The organism is Pandoraea cepalis (assembly GCF_902459625.1).
GTDB classification, from domain to species: domain Bacteria; phylum Pseudomonadota; class Gammaproteobacteria; order Burkholderiales; family Burkholderiaceae; genus Pandoraea; species Pandoraea cepalis.
The window spans coordinates 57,208-73,555 of the sequence record NZ_CABPRY010000006.1 but is presented as its reverse complement, the minus strand read 5'-3'; the positions used below and the strand labels follow the sequence as shown (position 1 = coordinate 73,555).

General features: G+C 60.2%; 15 protein-coding genes. 11 read left to right on the top strand and 4 right to left on the bottom strand.

Annotation, left to right across the window (positions count from 1 at the left end):
* Positions 1-183: 183 nt before the first annotated feature.
* Positions 184-522 (top strand): EthD domain-containing protein, encoded by a 339-nt coding sequence (locus PCE31107_RS14110; RefSeq protein WP_052495067.1) that lies wholly within the window; start codon positions 184-186, stop codon positions 520-522.
* 230 nt (positions 523-752) lie between these two features.
* Here PCE31107_RS14110 and PCE31107_RS14105 read toward each other — a convergent pair whose 3' ends face one another.
* Entirely contained in the window at positions 753-1,751 is a 999-nt protein-coding gene (locus PCE31107_RS14105) for an AraC family transcriptional regulator (protein WP_043355323.1), read from the bottom strand.
* Positions 1,752-1,767: 16 nt separating this feature from the next.
* Here PCE31107_RS14105 and PCE31107_RS14100 point away from each other — a divergent pair, with 16 nt between their 5' ends.
* Positions 1,768-2,451, top strand: a complete 684-nt coding sequence (locus PCE31107_RS14100) for a sterol desaturase family protein (protein WP_150609216.1) — start codon at positions 1,768-1,770, stop codon at positions 2,449-2,451.
* A 116-nt stretch (positions 2,452-2,567) separates the two neighbouring features.
* Here PCE31107_RS14100 and PCE31107_RS14095 read toward each other — a convergent pair whose 3' ends face one another.
* The 3 genes from PCE31107_RS14095 to PCE31107_RS14085 all read right to left on the bottom strand — a co-directional run bounded on the left by PCE31107_RS14095 (position 2,568) and on the right by PCE31107_RS14085 (position 9,388).
* A complete protein-coding gene (locus PCE31107_RS14095; RefSeq protein ID WP_003158660.1) occupies positions 2,568-5,483 on the bottom strand; it encodes a Tn3-like element IS1071 family transposase in 2,916 nt (971 codons plus the stop codon).
* Positions 5,484-5,783: 300 nt separating this feature from the next.
* On the bottom strand, positions 5,784-8,813 hold the full coding sequence (locus PCE31107_RS14090; protein WP_012077404.1) for a Tn3 family transposase: 3,030 nt from the start codon (positions 8,811-8,813) through the stop codon (positions 5,784-5,786).
* Positions 8,810-9,388, bottom strand: coding sequence for a recombinase family protein (locus PCE31107_RS14085; protein WP_012077403.1), 579 nt, complete (start codon positions 9,386-9,388; stop codon positions 8,810-8,812). The genes PCE31107_RS14090 and PCE31107_RS14085 overlap by 4 nt, the downstream gene beginning before the upstream one ends.
* A 253-nt stretch (positions 9,389-9,641) precedes the next feature.
* On the opposite strand from PCE31107_RS14085, the gene PCE31107_RS14080 reads away from it, so the two are divergent.
* The 9 genes from PCE31107_RS14080 (at position 9,642) to PCE31107_RS14040 (ending at position 16,341) form a co-directional block, all read left to right on the top strand.
* The gene (locus PCE31107_RS14080; RefSeq protein ID WP_011342941.1) at positions 9,642-9,920 is read left to right on the top strand and encodes a hypothetical protein; all 279 of its coding nucleotides are present in this window, start codon (positions 9,642-9,644) and stop codon (positions 9,918-9,920) included.
* A complete protein-coding gene (locus PCE31107_RS14075) occupies positions 9,917-10,201 on the top strand; it encodes a type II toxin-antitoxin system RelE/ParE family toxin (protein WP_011342942.1) in 285 nt (94 codons plus the stop codon). The genes PCE31107_RS14080 and PCE31107_RS14075 overlap by 4 nt, the downstream gene beginning before the upstream one ends.
* A gap of 406 nt (positions 10,202-10,607) precedes the next feature.
* Positions 10,608-11,168: a chlorite dismutase family protein gene (locus PCE31107_RS14070; protein WP_011514928.1), complete on the top strand. Its 561-nt coding sequence runs from the start codon at positions 10,608-10,610 to the stop codon at positions 11,166-11,168.
* A gap of 133 nt (positions 11,169-11,301) precedes the next feature.
* Positions 11,302-11,658, top strand: coding sequence for a cupin domain-containing protein (locus PCE31107_RS14065; protein ID WP_012435589.1), 357 nt, complete (start codon positions 11,302-11,304; stop codon positions 11,656-11,658).
* Between the two features lie 646 nt (positions 11,659-12,304).
* Positions 12,305-13,267, top strand: coding sequence for a chromate resistance protein ChrB domain-containing protein (locus PCE31107_RS14060; RefSeq protein WP_017406218.1), 963 nt, complete (start codon positions 12,305-12,307; stop codon positions 13,265-13,267).
* 39 nt (positions 13,268-13,306) lie between these two features.
* Positions 13,307-14,503, top strand: coding sequence for a chromate transporter (locus tag PCE31107_RS14055; RefSeq protein WP_150609213.1), 1,197 nt, complete (start codon positions 13,307-13,309; stop codon positions 14,501-14,503).
* 61 nt (positions 14,504-14,564) lie between these two features.
* A complete protein-coding gene (locus PCE31107_RS14050) occupies positions 14,565-15,473 on the top strand; it encodes a Fe-Mn family superoxide dismutase (RefSeq protein ID WP_046987170.1) in 909 nt (302 codons plus the stop codon).
* A 4-nt stretch (positions 15,474-15,477) separates the two neighbouring features.
* Positions 15,478-15,936: a chromate resistance protein ChrB domain-containing protein gene (locus PCE31107_RS14045; RefSeq protein WP_005797792.1), complete on the top strand. Its 459-nt coding sequence runs from the start codon at positions 15,478-15,480 to the stop codon at positions 15,934-15,936.
* Positions 15,937-15,960: 24 nt separating this feature from the next.
* On the top strand, positions 15,961-16,341 hold the full coding sequence (locus tag PCE31107_RS14040) for a hypothetical protein (RefSeq protein ID WP_013722014.1): 381 nt from the start codon (positions 15,961-15,963) through the stop codon (positions 16,339-16,341).
* The last annotated feature ends 7 nt before the right edge of the window (positions 16,342-16,348 follow it).

The window sequence follows — 16,348 nt, the reverse complement described above, 5'->3', positions numbered from 1 at the left end:
GAAGCGTTGGGCCACACCCTTTCTCTCAAGCGCCGAAACCGCCGGAATGCCAAAGCGCGGGTTCCAGCAAAGAGGACCACGTGAACAAGGGACTCGCCAGTCAACACATACCCATCACGGGCGCGTCACAGGGCATCGGCCGCTGGACATTCCCTGTACTTCAATAACCTTAAGGAGATAAGAATGGTCAAGTTCACCTATCTGGTACTCACGAACGCGGTTCCGGGGCGTGAAGAAGAGTTCAATCGCTGGTATACCGAGCAGCACCTTCCAGACGTGTTGCGCGTACCGGGCGTGGTGAGCGCACAGCGCTTCAGTCGCACGGAGCAGCAGCGAAAAGCGGGGCCTCATCCGTGGCAGTACCTGGCACTCTATAACTGCGAGGCCGCTGACCCGCAGGTCGTCACAGATGGGATCCAGGCTCGCGTCAACACAGCGGAGATGCAAATGAGTGACACGGTGGGCGATGTCAAATATGGTTGCTATTTCGAGCCAATCACCGAGGTGATTCGCAGTAAGTAGACGGCATGGAAGTACCTGCTTTCCCGTCGTCTCAAAGATGAGTCGGGTAGAAGCTCAACAGCTTCTCCGCCACGTGAGGCGACGGGCCAGGGCGGGTCGCTTACTCCGCCGTAGCGGCGATGGAAGGCCATGCAACCCGGTGCGAGAGCTTGGGACTTGGGCCGAGGAGGCCAGCCTAAAACCTTCAGCGCTGCAATCACATGGGCGACTGCGCTGTTGCCCGTAGCGGATCACGCATCCATTTCGCGGCGCCAGGCTTGCGGGCTCTGCGATGTCCATCTCCGGAATGCGCGAGTAAATGCACTGTGCTCCGAGTACCCAAGTATCCAGGCCACCTCAGCGAGCGAAAGCCGTGGATCTTTTAGGTAATTCTCTGCAATCCGGCGTCTCGTGTCGTCACGTAGCTCGCGAAATTTCAGACCCAGTTTGTCGAGTCGCCGCTGCAACGTGCGGGGGGTCATGTGCATGGAGGAAGCCACTGTTTCAAGGCTCACTTCGCCTTGACGCGCGAGCCCGGCTACCGCTTGCCTGATGGCATGTTCCATGTCATCCATCTTCGGCATGGCACCCAGCAGAGCCTGTACCTGAAGCTCCATGATTCGCAGTAGCGCTTCATCAGGTTGACGCAGAGGCGCCTGCAAAAGGTCGACGGGGAAGCGCAGACTCGTCTCCGGTTGGTCGAACTTCACCGGGCAGCCGAAGTATGCAAGATAAGGGGTGGTGTCTTGAGGTGTTGCGTTAACAAAGCACACCTCCTCCAGCCTCACATCACCATCTGTCATGGCTCGCGTGAAACGGGTCATCGCAGCCAAGGCCGTTTCGTCAACGAGCGGCCCCGTTGGTTCCGTCGAACGGGGCCACGTCATCACGACGGACTTACCTTCGGTTCTTAGCTCCGCCGGCGTAACGTTTGCAACCACACGGTCGTACTGTTGCCAGCGTTGCAAGACAGCCCCGACGTCAGGGCAAGCCCCAAGTGCGTATCCAAGCACGCCGAGATGCGCAGGCGCAATGCGCTGGCCAACGTGCAATCCGAGGAGCGGATCATTGCAAACCTCGGCGGCACGCTCAAGCAAACGCCGCCAGTGATCGAGCGCGTAGAGTCGCACTTCCTGGCAATTAGGGCTGGATTCCCCCAGCACATGCACGGCATCCAGCCCTTGGTCCTGCAAGTAGTCGAAAAGCAGGTTCACGTAGGTGCTGGCGTAGTAAGCGGTGGGCGCGGACATGGGATGACAATGAACAATGTCGCGAAGTGTCAAGAAAGTGTCGAGGACTGTCAATGCGGAGGGTCACCAGTTTGATCAAACTGTCGGCAAGCCAAGCGAACAGGAGTCTAAATTGCCGTCCGATATGATGAACTGGCTGCATTCCATATTTGGGAAGTCCGTGGATTGGAAGCAGGCGTTCATGCTCAGCATGGTTCCTCTCTTCATCATTGCATTCAGTCTCGAGACCCTGATCAATCGAAGGCGTAGAGCCGAATCGACACTGAACTGGAAAGAGGTGTGGGCGAACATCGCATTGGGCACCACTTACCAGATCATGGAGCCCCTGGGAGTGGCTCTTGTGACAGGATCCATCTATGCGTGGGTATATTCAAAACGTTTGTTTGATATCCCGGTGGACGGTTGGACCATTCTCCCAATCATTCTGTCGGTCGAGTTCTGCTACTACTGGTTTCATCGCGCCAGCCATCGAATCCGCTGGTTTTGGGCGGCGCACGTCGTTCATCATACCGGCGAGAACATGAACTTCACTACGGCGGCACGACAATCGATGCTCAATGTGGTCGCTGGGAGTTTCATCTTTTTCCTTCCTCCCGTGCTCCTCGGTGTGCCGCCGGCCGCAGTCGCACTCATCCTGGCCGTGAATCTGTCCTATCAGTATTTCATTCATACCGGGGTCTCCTCGTTTTCAGTGCAATAAGTGACGGTACGAAAAGCTAGCACTGGCGCGGAGGTGGTGTTGGTAGATCGTTGATTTCATTGACTTTCCTGTTCACTTTCAAATCTGCGATTCGTGGCGTCAAACCGTGGTCGGTTTCATCCATTGGTGCCAGTTATCGATGCATTTGGCCGCGAAGGCAGGATTTGGTCAGCATAGCGGTCAACCGGGAAGCGAAACACACCCCGCAAGTTGATGCTCTCCAGCCTGGTGGGCGCAATCTTCCCGATCAGTTCCGGTGGAATGACCTGGCGGCGGTTCGACCAGCGATCCAGGACCGCCTGCATCTGTGAGGTATTCCACGCCATCACGATGTTGGCCATCAGGCTCAACGCATCGGCCACAGCCTGCATTTCATCGACACGTTTGGCCTGCGCCGGGCTGATCCGGCCGGTATAAATGGCGCGCTTGAGGGCGTTAACAGCCTCGCCCCGATTGAGCACCCGGCGCAACTCGTTCCTGAAAGCGTCCTTGACAAAGTAGTCAGCCAAAAACGCCGTACGCAGCAACCGCCCCAATTGCACGCCAGCCTCATAGATTGGATCGCCCTGGGCGGCAGAACCGAACCGCGCAAGAGCTGCCACCGCACTGGCATGTCCGCTCATGACCGAGGCTGCCAGGTGCACCAGACTATCCCAATGCTTTTCGATCAAAGCGACGTCGACATTGGCTTCGCACACCGCAGCGATTTCTGCGGGCACTTTGGTGCCGCGTGGCACAAAGAGGTGGCGCTGTTTGAGTTCCTTCAACCGCGGGCAAAGATCAAAACCAAGCAAACGGGCATGTGACATGGCAAAGTCGGTGTAGCCATGGGTATCCACAGCAAGCTGGCTGGTCTCCAGCTTTTCTTGGCGGATGACACCTTCAATGGCCACGCCCGCCTGGCGCTCATTGAGCACAAAGGGCTGCGCATGGAAGATGCCCCACCGGTCTTTTACATGGGAGTAGATTCCAATGGAAGGTGTGTTGCGCCGAGGATCAAGCCGGGCTTGCCACACCCGTTTGGTGGTCTCCATGGTCATCATGTCAGAAGATGCCAAATCGGACCGCCCCCAGGTGGCGGCAATCGGGTGTCGCTGCATGAATTCCAGCACAGCCTGGCAGGCCTGGCTCAGACGCCGTTCGTCCCGCGCCCAGCGCATGGCCTGGCGAATGCTGGTGGCAGACAATTGCGGAATCATGCGCGCGCATTCGACCGCAGTCAGACTGGTGCCGTGGGCCATGATGCCGGCATAGACCATCAGCAGCTCGTCGGTAGAGCGCGGCTCACGTCCGAGCATGATCCAGCTAAAGCGCACCTGGGCGTCAACGGCCAGAATCACTTCCGGCAATTGAACCTCACCGATGCGGTGATCCAAAGCCGCGCGCAGCTTGGTCACTTCTGGGTCTTCGTCCTCTGCGGGCAATGGCGACAAATGGAGTTCATCATCCACGCGCAGTACGCCACTGCGGGCTGCAGCGGCCACCGCATCGACACCGGCAGTTACTCTGGCCAGCAAAGGCTTCAAGAAAGTGGCAGCCTTGCTGGGTAACGATAGACGGGCATAGTGTTTCTTGGACTCTGCCTGCCAACGCTCGTCCGTGAAGAACAAGCGCGCACGACCCCGAAAGCTCAGGCTGTGCTCAATCCAGACCGAGCCATTGCGCACCGCGCGGCGCAGGGCAAACAGGGTGGCCACCTCCAACGCCTGAAACGCCCGTTCCCGGTCTGGGCTGGAGATCGAAACCTGCCAGATCATTCCCAGACTTGGTGCCACCACTTCAACTGGCAGCTTTCTGGATCCTTTGAGATATAAAGCTTGCAGCTTGGCAAGGTACTCGATGGCAGGATGCTCGCCGGTGGCCTGCCAGGGCAGCTTTGCAATGGCGACGAGCAACGACCGCACGGGGCGAATTCCATCAATCAATCCCTCGCGGACCAGGGAGGCCCTGCTCGGTGGTTTGCGTTTCTGGGTTTCGGTGATCAAGGCTTCAAGACGGGCACGCAACTCAGCATCTGGCACCGCACCTTGCGCGCTCAAGGCAACAAGTTCGCCGAGCAGCGTTTTGTACATTGCGGCCCAATTGACGGTAGCGGGGACATCGGCGGCAGCCTGACGCCACAGATCGGCGATCCGGCGCTGCACCATAAGGATCAACTGGTCTGTGGTGGTGAACAGGCAATACCGAAGAAAGCATGCGACCTCCACGGTGCGCGCTGGCTCTTTGATCTTGGCTCCGGCTGAGGGCGGCCTGGAGACAAGTCGGCGCGCGTAGCGGCGCAAGATGAGATCGGGGATGTCTGCCAGGTGCTTATGAACGTCCAGCGTGTAAAGCAGGTCGATGCGCTCCAGTACCTCGCTGATTTGGCGGGTTGAGTGTTTCGCCGGTGCAGCCCATAGCCAACTCTGCTGGGTTTGTCCATCTGGGCGCAGCTCTGAAACTGAGGCTCGCCAGCGATCAAGTGTTGCTGGATCAACGCTGGCGGCGATGGCGGTGCCTGTTTCAACTTCAAGCTGGGCAAGTGCCGCCGCAATCAGTGTCCGAATTGCCCGCTCGTGCACGATCACCAGCTTGTTCTTGTACAGCCATTGACGCGCCCGCACGAGTAGCTGATCGCGGTCGGCGCAGCGCGCCACTTCGTCGCGCAGTTCACGTACCAGTGAGCGGCGCTGGTGCTCGCTCATCCACTGGAATCCAAGGACCGTGCAGGCTACTTGTTGGTGATCGAATAGCGTGCGCCCGCGTTCATACATGGCTCTCAGCGAGGCGACTTCTGGTGCTGCAATGCCAAGCTCGTTGCCAAGGTGGCGCCACAAGGCTACTGGAATTACCCGAAAGGCACCGAGCAAACGCCCACTCATGCGCAGGAAACCAATATGGAGCGCCAGACCAAGCTTGTGGGAATCACCTCGGCGTGCATTGATTGCGTCGCGCTCGGCACCATCGAAGGTGAAAAATGCCTTCATCTCGAAGTCGCTGATATCGCGGGGGAGCCCACGCATCCCCAAAAACGTTGTGTGCCAACCCTGCATCGTGAACCTCAAAAGTGGGAGGCCACCATACCCGTTTACAAAGCGAACAGGAAAGTCAATGAAATCAACGGTCTACCCAGACCACCCCCGCGCCAGTGCTAGCTTTGCGTACCGTCACTTATTGCACTGAAAACGAGGAGACCCCTGGGCGCGCGACAAATCGCCCAGGAGGCGTGCGTTTTCCTGAAGGGTATGGACGGCTTCCTGCTGCTTGGTGGCCACCCAGGCACACCCGGTATTAGCAAGCGCAGCGCGCAGGCCCGGATCTGGGGTTCTAAGCCAGAACCGCCGAAATTTCCGTCATCCCAGCTCCAGCCCCGCCACGAGCGCATCCAGGTCGATCATCTTGCCGTCGCTCTGGAAGGTGTAATGCCCGTTCAGCAGGATGTGCCGCCAGGCCGCCGGCGATATCTGGGTCAGGAGAGCGTGCGCCTTGGCGTTGCCGCTCGCCTCGTACTTCATCAGCAGCCGCGAGAGGATGGCCGAGTTGTAGAAGATGACCGCGTTGGCGATCAGCCTGGCGCACTGGTTGCTGATCTCAATTTCGATGTCGGTGCGCCCGGTCAATTCCTTCTTGCCGCCGACCTGGGCGATGGTTGAGCGTAGCTGGTGATAGGACTCGATGCGGTTCTGTGAGCGGTGAACGTTGCGCTCCAGTTGCGGATCGCGCAGGTAGCGCAGCGTGTAGATGCTGCGGATGAGCTTGTCGAACTCGAACACCGCGCGCCGCGTGGGGTTCGGCGCGGTGTAGGTGCATAGCTTGCGGATCAGCGTGCCCTGCGTCATCTCCTTCAGTCCGAGCGTGGCGACAATCTGGTCGAGGTTCGGCTTCTCGCTGACTATGAGATCGCGGTCGATTCTCCCGGCCGGCCGGATCAGGCACTGATCGTACAGCGCCGGATCGTCGGCACTGTAGAGTTCCTTCAACTGATCGCCAAGGTCGGTGAAGCGCGGCTCGAAACGCAGGCCGAACCAGTGCAGGATAGCGAAGTTGGCCTTGTTGACGCTGTGCATGTCGCCGGTGATCGCGGTCGGCACGATGTCCGACGTGTTGCGATACCAGATGTCGAACACGTGATGGGCCTCGTAATCGTGCGCGCCGATCAGGTAGCCGTTGAGCGGCACGTGGTTGCACAGCAGCGTGTAGGCGACCACGCCCTTGCCGCGCCCAAAGTATTTGCGCGAGTGGCGCGCTTTCACGGTCGGCCGCTCGACGCCGAATTTCTGACCATCGACGGCACCGTACAGTGCATCGAGGTCGAACGAGTAGTACGGGAAGATCGGCAGCGCGGCGATGGCGTTGCTGATGCAGTCGTTGGCCGCGTGCAGCGTTGCGTGGCGCAGGTACTGTTGGTAGGCGCTCTCCAGCACGTGGTACGGGATGTCGCTGGTGCGTGCCATGACCTGGTTGCCGTGGTTCATCGCCTGCGCGATGATGACCGCCATCAGGCTGTCGGCGTCGGCGACCTTCTTCGCATAGCGCGGCTGCAAAGGCGTCAGCGCCGACAGGAACTGGCACTGGCCGTTGACGAAGCGGAACACGTCGGCCACGTCGCAGAACGGCAGTTGCTCGTAGAACGCCTTCTCGCGCGCCTTCTGGTTCTCGCCCTTGGGCTTGCGCCATGTCAGCTTCTGCGTGTCCTTGTCGTATTCTAGGTGCGTCAGCTTGCCCTGCTTCAGCTCGCGGTTGAAGGCCAGCCACTGAGCGCGCAGCTCGGTCGCGAGCGCATCGAGCTGGGCATCGAGTGGCTGCCGCAGGAACGGGATGTCGATCTGCGCCAGCACGGCGGCCTTCTCATCCAGCGAAACCAGCTCGTCGGAAAAATGCCGGTGCTGCAAGCTGTCGTCGAGGTAGAGTTCACCCGACTGGAAGCGCTTCCTGACCTGGCGGTACAGCCAGAACTCGTAGCGGTCGGCATGCAGGTCCGTCGGCTTGCCATCGGCATCGAAGGTCAGCAGGTACGGTCGCAAGCGTTTCGGCAGCGTGGCCGCTGGACATTCGGCGAGCGGCCGTTGCGATAGGCGCTGCTGTTTGGCGAACACGTCCTTGGCCCAGGCCAGCGCCACGAGCCACGGGCTGCCCGGATCAGTGCCAGCGAGGTCGAGCGCGACATACAGCGGCCGAAGATGGCGGCGGATGCGCTCAGCCAGGCCGTCCACCGCCTGCCAGTGCAAAGCCAGCTTGCTCACCGGCTTCACGCTCATGCGCTGCGCGGTGGTTTGCAGCGTATCGCGGGGCATGATTTTGTAGGCGCGCTGGCGCACATCGCCGAACGGCGTGGGATCGGGCACGCTGTCGTCGATGTAAAGCGACAGCAGGCGGCCGACCTGCGGTGTGTCTTGCTGACGGCGCACCTGCTCGGCGACAAAGGATTGCTTTGCGCCCGCACTGCTTTCGTCCTCCAACTGCTTCATGTGGTAGGCCATCGCATCGACCAGGTTGTCGGAAAGCTGCCGGTAGCGCACCCAGGCATAGCAAAGCAGGTAGAGGTAGGTCTGATCGGCCTTCAGGTTGCGTAGATCGTGGACGGTGTAGAAGTTCGCCAGGCTGGCGTAGTACAGCAGATTCTGCTGCGAGACGCCGAGCTTGGGCAGCAGCGCCTTGGCGATCCGGTGCAGCGGCTCCAGCGTGGCGCGCTTTTCGCGTTCGCGGGCCATCTGACGCCAGCCAAAGTCCTTGGCGTCCTGCTTGAGCGCCGCCAATTGCGACAGGGTGTCGTCACGCACTAGAAGCCGACCCAGCGCGGCCTTGGCCGATTCGTCCAACACTTCCGACAGCAGGCCAGCCAGCCGCCGACGCTCGGCGGACAGGGCTTCGCTCACCAGCTCTTGCAGGGTGGTATAGCCGGGCCGGATGATCTTGTGCTCGTTTAGCCAGACGATCAGCTCGGCGGCGATGAACCCCGGCATCACGTCGCGCCGCACGGTCTGCGCGGCCTGCTGCGCGAGCTGCGCCAGGAACTCGGCCGCCCACGGCCGGTAGCCGAACAGATCGGCAATCCACTCGCGCTGGGTGTAGTGCTCGTGCTTGGAGATTGGCTTGTGCTCGAAGGACTCGCCGTGGAAGTAGCGGCTCAGCACGAAGGCGCAATCGTGCTCGACCTCACTCCAGTCGAAGCGGAAGAAGGCATGCTTGGCCTTGAAGTAACCGATCTGCAAGATGCAATAGACCTGGGCATGGAGACCAGGCCGGCTGCTGGCGAGCGCCAGTTCGGTTTCAGTCAACGCCAAGTATTCCAGCCGCTGGGCGTCGTCGAAGTCCGGCAGGCCGTACAGGGCTTCCTGCTCGGCGTCCGACAGGACGGTCAATCGTTCGCTCTTGGTCGTCATCGCGATGACGCTCCACGAGAGCCCGTCCAACCAACCCGTGCCAGGGTCTCGATCAGCGTGGTTCGCTTGACGCCGAAGTTGCGGCACACCGCCGCCTTGGACATGCCGCCATCGAGCGCAGCGACGATGGCCTCCAGCTTCTCGCCGGTGATCGCCTGCGGCCGGCCGCCGATCCGGCCGCGTTTGCGGGCGGCAGCCAGACCGGCGACGACACGTTCCTGGATCAAGGCGCGTTCGTACTGCGCGAGCGCGCCGAACACCTGGAACAGAAACTCGCCCGAGGGCGTCGTGGTATCCAGGTTCTCCGTCAGCGAGCGGAACGCCACCTGCTTTTTCTTGAGCGAGGTCACGATGGCGAGCAAGTGCGACAACGAACGGCCGAGCCGGTCGAGCTTCCACACGACCAACACGTCGCCAGGGCGAACGAATTCGAGCGCCCGCGCCAGGCCCGCGCGGTCGTCCTTCGCGCCGGAAGCATGATCCTCGAACAGATGCCGCGCATCGACGCCGACGGCGAGCAGCGCATCGCGCTGCAAGTTCGTGCTCTGGCGGTCGGAGTCCGACGACACGCGCATGTAACCTACCAACATAAGCGGAAAACCATTAAGACGAGGTTTCCGTATGGTAGCGTCTGGCGACAGAGTTTTCCGCACAATTTTGCGGCCACTCGGAGGTTGGTGCAGAGGACCGTTGAAGGCCTGTCGAAAAACAAATGTTTTCCGACAGGCCTTGGCCTAGCGCACGCCCGCCTTGCAGCGTTCTGTGAATAGCGCTTAGTAATGACGGCGTATATACTTTGTTAGTATCAAGTGGCAGGAGGCCCCGATCATGTCAAAACAAGCCGTTTTCACGATGAAGCTGGAGCCTGAGTTGCGCGCCGAGTTTATGGCCGAAGCCGAGGCGGCCCATCGCCCGGCGTCGCAAGTGCTGCGCGAGCTGATGCGCGAGTTCGTTCAGCGCCAGCGCGAGTCGCGCGAGTACGACGAGTTCCTGCGCCGCAAGGTCGAAGCCGGCCGGGCTTCGATGCGCGCTGGATTGGGGCGGTCGAACGATGAAGTTGAGGCCGAATTCGCCGCACGGCGTGCCAGTGTGGCGAGCCAGGCGTGAGGGTTGTTTGGACGCCCGAAGCGCAGCAAGACCGTGCCGATGTGTGGGACTACATCGCAGCCGACAATCCGCGCGCGGCGGCCCGGATGGATGAGATTTTCAGCGACGCGGCCGCCCGCTTGATCCAGCACCCCATGCTGGGCAAGCCGGGAAAGATTCCCGGGACCCGCGAGTTGATCCCGCACGAAAGCTATCGCCTGGTGTATCAGATCGACGGCGAAACGGTGTGGATACTGACGCTGGTTCATACTGCCCGCCTGTGGCCGCCTGTGCGCGATTAAGATATGATCATGGCAACAATGAAACGGCGCGTTGACAGACTGCTTTCGAGCCAGACCGCGGTCGGCGGCAGGCGGCCAGTTGCGGACGGTCAAGCATCTTCCCGGTAGCGGACGTTCAATAGTGTCTCTGACCTGCTTCGCTCCCTCTATGAAGGGAGGTCGCTGGCCCATCCGCGCACTCACAGCCTGCCAGTAGGCGCAAATTGGCAGCGCTCCGTCCGGCAGCGCACAGACTGCGGCCGTACGTCCGCGTAGGTTCGCTTCAGCAGTTTCGATTCGAAAGTTCAATGTGATTGCTGCGGGCGGTCGTCGCAGTTGCGCGGAGGCGATGATGCACAAGCACGGGATCGGCAGATAGGTTCTTCGAAGCTGCAAGAGTTAAAACATTCACACATGAAAGATTGAAATGGATACACGATTATTTGCTTTCGTCGGCGCAGACATTGGCCCTTGGCGGATTGTCAGGGCCGAAACGAGAGTTGGCGAGCCCCTGCCTGAAGCCAAAAGGCTCAACGTCGTATCCGCTTCAGAGTTGCAGTCTGAAACCAATGCACCCTGGATACTTCGTGGAATAACCAGCAATGAACGATATGTCATGCGCGCAGAGAAGAATGAAATTGTAGCGAAGCAGCAAGGTCTGGCGCGCCCAGAAGCAACGTGCGGTGCGCTAATACCGATCCGGAAGAACGCAGCTTGGTGGGAGCTCACGCAAGACGAACGCCGGAGCGTTTTCGAACAGTCGAAGCACGTCCAAATCGGGCTTCAGTATTTGCCTGCAGTAGCGCGCAAGCTCCACCACTGCCGCGACCTCTCAGAGAATGAACCGTTCGATTTTCTGAATTGGTTCGAATACGCGCCAATTCATGAGGTTGAGTTCAACAGGCTGCTTTCCGAACTGCGTGCGTCAGAGGAATGGAAATACGTCGACCGAGAAGTCGATATTCGTCTTACGCAAGCACAGGTCTAACCCGCCGATGAACACGGACCCCCAACAGCGGCGCGTTGCGCCGCCGTTTCGGGCCGGTTATCGGCAACGTAGAACTCTCGGATACAGTTGTTCTGTAATAACTTCTCAAGCCAAATTGATTTTTGGAGTGGATATGGAAATGGAATCAAGAATATTTTCGGTAACAGAATATATTCGTCCGTCTGACGGCGAACCAATTCGTTCAGTGGTTCTGGAAACCAAGGACTCAGCAGTTGTTGTTTGGCATGCCCATCCTGGGCAAGAAATAACCGCTCATGTTCACCCGGACGGCCAAGATACTTGGACGGTTATCTCTGGAGAGGCTGAGTATTACCAAGGAGGCGGCAAAGTCGCTCATCTAAAGGCTGGAGATATTGCCATAGCAAAACCTGGCCAAGTGCATGGCGCTCTAAATACTAGTCCAGTGCCGTTTGTATTTGTCTCAGTGGTTGCATCTGGCAACGCGGGTTTTGCGTTGGCTGAAAAATAGTCTTTCTCAAATGTGTGCCCCAGAGAGTTCTAACCCATCCATCAACACGGACGCTGCGCGATGAAGCCGCGCCGCGCCGGCTAACTCCACGTTGAGCGTCAGCTTTCCATATGTCTGGGGGTCTGCAACGGGTCGGGTGCCGTCGCGTGCGCAGTGTCAAAGCTGACATGACTAATACATGAGATGGGCTGATGCTCGCCGTCCGGTCAGGCAGCTGCCCCCCTGCAGGACTCACAGCAGTTGTATGCCACCCGTCATCCGAGACGTCAGTCGGCCTCATCCAGACCGGAACAATCTGGACGTGACGTCCGGCTGGCATTGCCGTGATCGAAATGGCGGCTAGTGACACGACTGTTGGGTCTACCCCATCGACCGGGCGCGGGACAAGCCACGTTGATCGGCTGACGGAATTTTCGGCGGTTCCGGCTTAGAACCCCGATCTGCGATCAGGGCCGCAGTTGCGTGAAGGATCGACGCCGCATGGCCGTGATTCGGCACGAAGCACGGGGCAACGCCCGAGAGCCTGACGGCGCCGCGCGCCGACACGCCCCAGCGCGGGGTGCAAATCTTCTGAACCCAGTAGCAGTTATTTTGTAGAGATCGCTACATCATTGCAACGACCGTGACATGGATTTAAGCTGTTGCCATGACTCTCACCTCCGACTCTTGGCTGACCCTCATCGTCAGCCTCCCCTCCGCGAGCGCCACGGCACGCATGCGGATTTGGCGCGCGGTCAAGACGCTCGGCTGTGCCGCCTTGCGCGACGGCGCCTATCTACTGCCCGCCCAAGCCGAACAGGCTGCGCAACTGCAGGTATTGGCCGACGAGGCGCTGCAGGAAGGCGGGCAAGCCTGGCTGCTGCAGGTGCAAGCCCGGAACATGACCGAACAGGCCACCTTTCAGGCGTTGTTCGACCGGGCGGCCGATTACACCCCCTGGCTAGAGGAACTGGCGCAAGCACGCCAGACGCTCTCCGCCCTGAGCGCAGCCGAACTCCAGCGTACACAGCGCAAGCATGCGCGTGCCTATGAGGTCATCCGCAAAATCGACTTCTTTCCCGGTGAGACGTCGATCCGCGCCGACGCCCAGTGGCGCGATTTCGCCAACGCCCTCGAAGCCATGCAGTCACCCGGTGAGCCGCAGCCAACAGCGGGCAACATTGCTCGGCGTGATCGCATGCAGTACCAGGGACGAGTCTGGGCCACGCGCCGCCATCTCTGGGTGGACCGCGTGGCGAGCGCCTGGCTGATCCAGCGCTTTATCGACCCGCATGCGCGCTTTCTGTGGCTGGACGCCCCGGCCGACAGCCCAGCCGATGCACTGGGGTTCGACTTCGACGGTGCGACCTTCTCGCACGTGGGCGAGCGGGTGACGTTCGAGGTACTGCTGGCGAGCTTCGGCCTGGAGAACGATCGCGGCCTCTCGCGCCTGAGCGCGATGGTGCATGCGCTCGATGTGGGCGGGACGGCCACGCCGGAGGCCAGCGGCTTCGAGGCCGTTCTGGCCGGCGCACGCCGACGCTGGCCAGACGACGACGCACTACTGGCCGACATCGGCGGGGTACTGGATTCGCTCCACGCCCACTTCTCCAGCAGCCGCAAAACTTGACGGCTCACCTCAGATCACTTTTTTGTAGAAAGAATCGTCATGAATGAAACCATTCCAGCCGCAGCCATCAGCAGTGCGGCGCCTCGCAGCTATACGCTGTGGCAATTGATTGCTTATTTCTTACGGCTCGGAGCACTGGGCTTCGGCGGACCCGTAGCCCTGGCCGGCCACATGGATCGCGACTTGGTGGAACGGCGCCAATGGTTCACCGAGGCAGACTACAAGGAAGGGCTGGCCTTGGCGCAGCTCGCGCCAGGACCGTTAGCCGCGCAGTTGGCCATCTACCTGGGCTTTGTTCACTACAGCTTCCTAGGGGCCACCCTGGTGGGCCTCGCTTTTGTGCTGCCCTCGTTTCTGATGGTGATCGGACTGGGTTGGGCCTATACGCATTTCGGCGGTCTGGGTTGGATGCAGGCCGTGTTTTATGGCGTGAGTTCCGCTGTCATTGGGATCATTGCTATCAGCACCTGGAAGCTCTCTACCAAGAACATCGGCAAAGACAAACTGCAATGGGCCATCTTTGCAGTAGCGGCGGCGGTGACGATCATCACCCAATCCGAGGAACTGTGGCTGTTCCTGGGCGCAGGCGTTCTCGTGTGGTTGTTGCGCGCGCCGCCGAAATTTATTAAGCCGTCCAGCACGCTGCACAGCAGTGCTATTCCTTTGCTGGCCTTGCTTGGCTTGTCCAACGTCGACTGGACCAAGCTGTGGCAGATCACCAAGTATTTCTTCTACGCGGGCAGTTTTGTTTTTGGTAGCGGCCTAGCTATCGTCCCGTTTCTGTATAGCGGAGTAGTCAAAGAGTACGGATGGTTGACCGATCACCAGTTCCTAGACGCTGTCGCAGTCGCCATGATCACTCCCGGTCCTGTCGTCGTCACTACCGGGTTCATCGGCTTTCTGGTCGCGGACTTCTGGGGCGCGGTTGCTGCGGCGCTGGCAACCTTCCTGCCGTGCTATCTCTTCACAGTCCTGCCAGCCCCGTACTTCAAGAAATACGGAAAGAAACCGGGAATCGTGGCATTCGTCGATGGCGTGACGGCAGCCGCCATCGGATCGTTGGCCGGAGCCGTGGTAGTTATCGGGGTGCGCTCGATCAAGGACGTTCCCACGGCGCTACTCGCCCTGGGGACTGCTGCCTTGCTTTGGAAATTCAAGAAGTTGCCGGAGCCGATCGTTGTCGCTGCCGCGGCACTGATTGGGCTGGTCGTCTACCCGCTGGTGACCCACAGCTGAATAGAAGCGAGAGGAGTCCACGCCTTAACCCATGACTTGCCACATTTCTAGGAACACTCCAATGGATTTACAACTACGCCCCCTTACCATCAACCTCGCTGCCCTCAACGGGCTGTCCGAGGAACTCATCCTCAGCCATCACGCGAACAACTACACCGGTGCAGTCAAGCGCCTGGATGCTATTCGCCAGCAACTGGCGCACCTGGATTGGCCGACCGCTCCGGTCTTCATGATCAATGGCCTGAAGCGCGAAGAGCTGATCGCCGCCAATTCCGCTTGGCTCCACGAGCTGTACTTCGACACGCTGGGAGGCGACGGTGCATTGCCGGACTCCGGCCTGGCAGTTGCCTTGGCCCGCGACTTTGGCAGCGTTGACCGCTGGCGCACGGAATTCTCCGCACTGGCCAAGGCCATGGGCGGCGGCTCGGGGTGGGCGCTGCTGTCATGGTCCACACGCGAGGCGCGGCTGATCAACCATTGGGCGGCTGACCATACGAACCTGCTGGCCGGCGCCACACCGCTGCTGGCACTGGACATGTACGAGCACGCCTACCACATGGATTTCGGTGCCAAGGCGGCCGCGTATGTTGACGCATTCATGCAAAACATCCGCTGGAATGCCGTGATGCAGCGCTACGCTGCCGCCATCGAGGCTGATGCACTGCCCTGGTCGGCCGCACCAGAGAAAGTCGGCGGTGACCTCCAACTGATCGACGTGCGACGCACGGCAGGCTACGCACAAGCGCCTGATCGCATCGCCGGGGCCATTCGGCGCGATCCCGTGCAGTTGGCAAATTGGAGCCGTGAAATCGATTCCTCTAAACCCGTCCTTGTGTATTGCGTGCACGGCCATGAAGTCAGCCAGTCGGTGGCGCTCGCGCTACGAGCGCATGGCCTCGATGCACGCTTCGTGGCCGGAGGCATCGAAGCCTGTCGCGCTGCTGGCGTGACATTTGAAGCAAAGGAGTAGCACCATGAAGTGGATTACACGCGAACGCCCCAAGATCGACCGCATCGCCTGTCCCTGGCTGGTTGCGCGCTTCATCGACCAGCAGGCGGAATTTCTCTATGTGCCGGCCAGCGAGGTGCTGAAAACCGCCAACGCTACCGGCGCCATCCCCTACGACATCCCGAATGTCGAACTAAGCCATGTGGGCGAGCTGTGCAGTTTCGATTCCTTCCTGTCGAAGTACCACCTGGACGACCCAGCGCTGCGCCAGTTGGCCGAGATCGTGCGCGGCGCCGACACCTCCCGGCTCGACCTGACGCCGCAATCAGCAGGGCTCTATGCGCTCTCGCTCGGGCTGTCGCACAACTTTAGCGACGACCACGAAATGCTCCAGCACGGCATGGTGATGTACGACGCCCTCTATGCGTGGTGCCGCGCATGCCAGGCCGAGACACACAACTGGCCGCCGGTCATGCCAGCCTGATCCGCCCAACTGAAAATGCACCAAATGTCCGCAATCCCCCGTCTTGCCTTCGCCACACTCATTCAGTCCCTGAGCCTGGTGGCGGCATCGGCAGCGCCCGGCCCCAGCGAACTCACCGGCGCGCAGATCAAGACAGTCTTCGTCGGCAATGTCATATCCGAAGGCGCGCACTGGTCCGCTTACCTCCTTCCCGATGGACGCACGAAGTCCATTGAACTGGGGCGGCCGCACCAGGGGCATTGGAAGATCGTGGGCAAGGAATTGTGCGTAAGCATCAGCACGGGTGTAGAGCCCGAATGCTGGACGGTACTGCGCAAAGGCAAGGCCTATCTGCTGCGCGCCCACGGCCAAGACCTCTACGAGGTCACTCCGGAACCTCTGTCGTCGAAATACCCGTTCGATTGACCGGCAC